This is a genomic window from Xanthovirga aplysinae (genome assembly GCF_009711365.1).
In the GTDB taxonomy this organism is placed as follows: domain Bacteria; phylum Bacteroidota; class Bacteroidia; order Cytophagales; family Cyclobacteriaceae; genus Xanthovirga; species Xanthovirga aplysinae.
In genome coordinates this window covers 1-6,493 of sequence record NZ_SMMB01001004.1, presented here as the reverse complement: position 1 = coordinate 6,493, position 6,493 = coordinate 1, and the positions used below count along the sequence as shown (strand labels likewise).

Below are 6,493 nucleotides of genomic sequence, written 5' to 3'. Positions count from 1 at the left end.
AAATTTATTTCTCTTTAACCATTTTTTTTAGATCAGCCAAGTCATCACGGTAACGAGCTGCTTCTATAAAATCAAGGTCTTTGGCCGCTGCTTCCATCTTTTTCTGGGTTTCTTTAATTAGTTTCTCTAATTTATTTTTATCCATATAGGCAACTACCGGATCTGCTGCAACTGTTGTCCTCTCTGGTTCTACATAGTATGATTTAGTACCTTTTTTGGAGTCAGCCACAGCCGTTTGTTCTAAAATTGCCTCTTTAGACTTACGGACTGTTTTTGGCACTATACCATGCTCATCGTTATATTCCATCTGAATTTTTCTTCTACGGCTGGTCTCATCCAGGGCCGTCTGCATGGAATCTGTAATCTTATCGGCATACATGATCACCTTTCCCTTCTCGTTACGTGCTGCGCGACCAATAGTTTGAATCAGAGAGCGTACATTTCTAAGAAAACCCTCTTTATCAGCATCCAAAATGGCAACTAAAGAAACTTCTGGTAAATCCAACCCTTCTCGTAGTAAATTCACACCAACTAATACATCAAATATCCCTAATCGAAGTTCCCGAAGGATCTCCACCCTATCCAATGCAGTAACATCAGAGTGAATATAACGACATCGAATATTGGCACGTTCCAAAAATTTGGTAAGTTCCTCGGCCATTCGCTTCGTCAAGGTGGTTACCAGAACTCGCTCATCCGCATGCACCCTTTGGTCGATTTCTTCCAATAAATCATCAATTTGATTTGGGCTGGGACGGACATCAATTTCAGGATCCAAGAGACCAGTTGGACGAATTATTTGCTCCACTACTACTCCTTCTGATTTTCTTAATTCAAAATCGGCAGGGGTAGCACTGACGAAAATCGTTTGCCCCATCATCTCCTCAAATTCATTAAATGTCAAAGGCCGGTTATCCAAAGCAGAGGGCAAACGAAAACCGTACTCCACTAAATTGGTCTTGCGGGAGCGATCTCCACCCCACATGGCACGAATCTGAGGAACCGTAACATGGCTTTCATCGATCATCAACAGAAAATCATCGGGAAAATAATCAAGCAAACAGAATGGGCGCTGACCTGCATGTCGCCTGTCAAAATAACGAGAATAATTCTCAATGCCAGAACAATAGCCCAATTCTCGGATCATTTCCAGGTCGAACTCAGTTCGCTCCTTAATTCGCTTGGCCTCCTGGGGTCTTCCTTCTTTTTCAAAGTACTTAATTTGACCTACCATATCATCTTGAATCTCATGGATCACCTGTTGGAGGCTGTCTTTCCCAGTTACAAACAGGTTAGCAGGAAATATGGTGATGGCTTGTTCATCCGATAATTTTTTACCCGAATGCGGTTCAATTCGCTGAATGCTTTCAATTTCATCTCCCCAAAAGAAGATACGATAAGCGAAATCTGCATAGGCAATAAAAACATCAACAGTATCACCTTTTACCCGAAAATTACCTCGGTTAAACTCCGCCTCTGTCCGGCTATAAAGTATATCTACCAAAGAAAAAAGAAATTGATTTCGGGAGACTACATCTCCTACCTTTAAGTGGATAATGTTCTTTCCAAATTCTTCTGGATTTCCAATTCCATAAATACAAGAAACTGAAGCAACGACCACAACATCTCTTCTTCCTGAAAGCAGGGATGAAGTGGCACTTAGCCGAAGTTTCTCAATTTCATCATTGATGGAAAGATCTTTTTCGATATAGACATTGGAAGAAGGAATATAGGCTTCCGGCTGGTAGTAATCATAATAAGAAATAAAATATTCTACAGCATTTTCCGGGAAAAACTGTTTAAACTCCCCATAAAGTTGTGCAGCAAGGGTTTTATTGTGGCTGAGAATAAGTGTTGGCCGATTTACTTCCTTTATAACATTGGCCATAGTAAAGGTTTTCCCAGAGCCGGTTACCCCCAAAAGGGTTTGAAAGGGTTCATTTGTATTTAACCCTTCTACCAAATTTTGAATGGCCCTGGGCTGATCGCCGGTAGGTTCAAATTGTGAAGTCAGTTTAAAATCCATCTTTATAATTTTTTAACCATTTGATTTTTGCTATTCCCTCTCCTAAACTAGAATAGCCAAAACAGATTTGAGGATTAGGATTTACAAAACAAAGGACTGGTGAGATCTAACTCTTCTCAATTGCATTTGATAAAGCTATTGTCAGATTTAAATCATGATGCTATAATCTAAAAGACAAGAAATTAAGGACTAATTCTTAAATACCTTTCTATATTCTTTATAAAACGAGAATAAAATTACAAAGGATTTATAGGGCAAGAAAAGTGTCTATTGCTTCCAGATTTCCCAGGACCGCTCTGCTTGCAGGTGAAGCATTTCTAATCCATTTTTAGTTTGCGCACCTTTTTCCTTTCCTTTTTTCATAAAGAGGGTTTCTTCCGGATTATACACCAGGTCATATAAATAATGTCCTTTTGAAAGCCAGTCATAATTTAATTGGGGTGCAGAATCCACATGAGGACTCATTCCAAGGGGAGTAGTATTAATAATTAATTGATGGTTTTCAATCAGGTCCTCTTGTTCGTTTAATTCATCATAACTTAAAATAGAACCACTACTTTTGCGAGAAATGATTTGAAAAGGAATCTTCATGTCCCTAAGAGCAGCACAAACCGCTTTTGAAGCTCCTCCTGTACCCAAAACTAATGCCTTCAAAGTATGATCTGAGGGAATAAAATTCTCTAGTGATTTTCGGAAACCAAAATAATCGGAATTGTAACCAATTTTTTTCCCATTAGGCAAAAACTTAATAACATTTACCGCTCCTGCCTTTTTAGCACTAGTGTCAAGGTCATCCAAAAAAGGGATTATATCTTCTTTGTAGGGAATTGTCACATTTAGGCCCAGCAAATCAGGAAAATTCTCTATTAATTCTGGAAACTTTGAAATATGCGAGATTTCAAAAAGCTCATAACTAGCCTCTTTAAGGCCTAGTTTAATAAATTTTTCAGTAAAGAATCTCTTTGAAAAAGAATGTCCCAGGGTTTTTCCAATTAAACCAAATTTCATGCAGATTCTTTCTTTAATGTGCCTTTAGATGAAGATTTTGCCAACAATTCAATACCCACTACTAGCCCAATCCCTAACGCCATAAATAAAATCGCTTGCAACAAATAGGGGTGCTGTCCACTTGAGTCCAAATAAGCAGCCGGAGATATATTCACCTGCTCTAAGGGTTTTTGTATCCCATGTCTATCCATATAATAAGAAACCGTTTCCTTCCATGGCCAGATTTTATTTAAAGATCCCAACATAAAGCCGGATAGAACTGCAATCGTAAGCTTGTGATATCTATTCAATAACCAGGAAACTAATCTTGAAAAACTAAGTAAACCAACCACACAACCTGCTGCAAAAGTCAGCAACTTAATGATGTCCATGTTATTTAGGGCATTTACAATATGTTCGTACTTACCCATGATCACGAGGATGAAACTTCCGGAGATACCAGGAAGGATCATTGCACAAATGGCGATCAAACCTGCCAGAAAGGTAAAGATTTCGGTGTCTGGAGTATGAGAAGGTGCTGCACTGGTAATCAGCCAGGCAATGATGGTACCTAAAGCAAAAGCTAAATAAGTACTGAAATGCCAACCTTTAATCTCTTTAGCCACCATAAAGGCAGATATAATGATCAAACCAAAAAAGAATGACCATAATTGGATAGGAAAATGTTCCATGGCCATAACTACCAATTTGGACAAGGTAACTAAACTAAAAAATATACCTGCAAATAAGGTCAACAGAAAGGTTCCGTTGATATGTTTCCATAATTCGGCAATACGAAATTTTAATAAAAGTTGGAAAGCTTGTATATCAATAGACTTTATGGAACTAAGCAGCTCTTCATAAATACCTGTTATTAAGGCAATGGTTCCTCCTGAAACACCAGGAACAACGTCCGCTCCCCCCATTCCTATTCCTTTTAGAAAGAGTAAAAGATTTTTTCTGATTTTCATTTGGCTCAAAAATATTTTTTAACAGGAATAAGGTTAATTTTTTATTGAAGGGAATTGGTTCGGACATAACGACCGAACCAGAGTGTTAAAGAAATTTTTCTAAATTCTCCTTTAAACAAAGACCTTTTGTTTTTATTCTTCTATTGTTTTTAGATTCAAGAAATGATCAAATGTATCTCCTCTTAGGCCTAATCGAATAGTTTCCAACGGAATTACTTCATTTGGAGCAATATTCCCTAGGTTTACATTTGTACCCAAAAGTTTAATAAACCAAACCTGCTGAGCTTTCTTAGGGGCTTCCCATATAATTTTTTCAAAAGGGACCTGGGTTAAGATTTCTTCTACCAGACCTGACCGAACCTCTCCACTTGAGCGGAAAAGCCCTACATTACCGCCCTCACGAGCCTCTCCAATAACCTTCCATGCGCCAGCATCCAGCTCATCTTGCATTAATTTGATCCATTTATAAGGTGGGATGATTTTTTGCTCATCTTTGGACCCTACCTCTGATAATACAGTTACTTGCTCAGAAAGTTTATTAATATAGTGGCATTTCAATCCATGGTCCATCTCCAGGGAGCCATCTGACACTTCTGCAAAAGGCATTGCATATTTATCTAAAAGCCGTTGGTAATCCTCAAATTGGTTTCTAACCACAAATGCTTCAAAAAGAGTCCCACCAAAATAGGTAGGAATACCGGCTTCTCTATAGACTTTTAATTTTTCCTTTAAGTTTGGGGTTACCATAGATGTTGTCCAGCCCAATTTTACTATATCCACATAGTCCTGGCTTACACTAAGGAAATCTTCTACTTCACGAAGACTAAGGCCTTTATCCATGGCCATGGTAAAACCCGTATTTCTAGGTTTTAATGTGCGTTCTGGAATGTTTTTCAGTTCGAAATTCATCAAAAATATTTATTTTCTGTATTGGTTGATTATTTTGAATAAAGCTTTTTGGGTTTCTTCCGCAGGAAAAAAATCAAATAAAACGGTGTGTTTATCAAAATCCAAAATTAATCCATTTTCTAAATATTTAAAGGCTTCTTTGTAATTGCCTTGTGCTAGCAAATATACAGCTCCCCTGTAATGCAACTCTGCCTGATCAGGGAAATCCTCCAATGCCAACTCTATCAATTGAAAGGCATTATCATTTTTTTCTTGTTCATATAACACCAGCGACCAGTTTAACCAAAAATCAGGCGTATCAGGTTTAAATTTATTAGCATTTTCATAGGCCTCTAAACAGGAATTGATATTGCCCAATTTATATTCAGCTTCAGCAAGGGCCATCCACCCAATAAGATTATCCTCCTGAATATTGAGTGACTTCTTCAAAAAATGGATAGCTTCAAACCAGCGTTCTTTTTTATTAAGGCATACCCCTACTCCACACCAGGCTTCAAAATATTCATCATCCTCCCTTATCGCCTTTTGATAATATTTAATAGCCAACTCCTGCTGGTCAATACTGTCATAAACTGCCCCCATTGAACAAAATACATCAGCAGCAGGTCCTTCTCCTTTAAAGGTGATTTGATAACACTCAAGCGCCTTATCGTACTTCTGAAGACTTTGATAAGCATTTCCCAGATTAAAAAAGGCAGAATAGAATTTTTCATCAATTAAGGTTGCATACTCATATGCCTGTATGGCCTTTTCATATTCCTCCAATTTATTGTAAACAACTCCCAGGTTATACCAGGCTAATTGAGAGTAAGGATCCTCATCTAAAAATTTCTCATAGAAACTAACACTCTCTTCCAACTGGTCCATTACATCCAGGCAGTAAGCCAACTCATAAAGGGACTTTTCGTGGGATAAGTTTATAGCTATGGACTTTTTATAGTAGGGAATAGCTTCTTCATATTGGCCTTCTTGTTGGTGTGCAAACCCCATTTGAAAATAGACTTCATCAGGTTCTTCAGCATAAGGAAGTGCCTTTTGAAATGATTCTATGGCACTTTTTATTTTTCCAGATAGCGCTAAAACAGAGCCCTTTAGAATAGCTGTTTCGGGATCATTTGGCTGAAAATTTTCGGCTTTTTCAATTAAATCCATTGCCTGCGAAACTTCCCCAATATTTGAAAGAACCCGAGCTTTGTCTTGAAGTAACTCAATAGAAAAAGGATACTGACTAAGTCCTTGATCACAGGCATGAAGTGCCTCTTGGTATTTTTGTTGATCGTTATAAAAATTGATGATCTGATCGAAGTCCTCGCTTTCAAAAAAATAATGAGCTTCTTGCTTGATATAAGCTTCAAATCGCCTAACTAATTCCTCTTCTCTATTTTCAAAGCTTTTAGCCATCTACGCTATTCAAGGTTGGAGAAAAAGCAGTCAAAAACTGCTCCTATTTTATTGTAAATAAGCAATCTGTCATGTAAAGGTTTTCACCCACAACAGTCGAAAAAAACTTTTATTTACAATTTTTCGCTTTCAAAAAGCTAATGTAATTAATTTTAAACAAAACAGAAACATAAGAATTAAAGAGCCTAAAATCTGCTCT

General features: G+C 37.5%; 5 protein-coding genes. All 5 read right to left on the bottom strand.

The window, feature by feature from the left end:
- Window positions 1-4: 4 nt before the first annotated feature.
- Window positions 5-2,026, bottom strand: a complete 2,022-nt coding sequence (gene uvrB, locus E1171_RS10170; protein WP_155205897.1) for an excinuclease ABC subunit UvrB — start codon at window positions 2,024-2,026, stop codon at window positions 5-7.
- 267 nt (window positions 2,027-2,293) lie between these two features.
- Window positions 2,294-3,034 carry a shikimate dehydrogenase family protein gene (locus tag E1171_RS10165; protein ID WP_155205896.1) on the bottom strand — a complete coding sequence of 247 codons (741 nt, stop codon included), beginning with the start codon at window positions 3,032-3,034 and terminating at the stop codon, window positions 2,294-2,296.
- The gene (locus E1171_RS10160; protein WP_155205895.1) at window positions 3,031-3,984 is read right to left on the bottom strand and encodes a DUF368 domain-containing protein; all 954 of its coding nucleotides are present in this window, start codon (window positions 3,982-3,984) and stop codon (window positions 3,031-3,033) included. The genes E1171_RS10165 and E1171_RS10160 overlap by 4 nt, the downstream gene beginning before the upstream one ends.
- A gap of 132 nt (window positions 3,985-4,116) precedes the next feature.
- A complete protein-coding gene (locus tag E1171_RS10155) occupies window positions 4,117-4,893 on the bottom strand; it encodes a phosphosulfolactate synthase (RefSeq protein ID WP_155205894.1) in 777 nt (258 codons plus the stop codon).
- Window positions 4,894-4,902: 9 nt separating this feature from the next.
- Window positions 4,903-6,294: a tetratricopeptide repeat protein gene (locus E1171_RS10150; RefSeq protein WP_155205893.1), complete on the bottom strand. Its 1,392-nt coding sequence runs from the start codon at window positions 6,292-6,294 to the stop codon at window positions 4,903-4,905.
- Window positions 6,295-6,493: the final 199 nt, after the last annotated feature.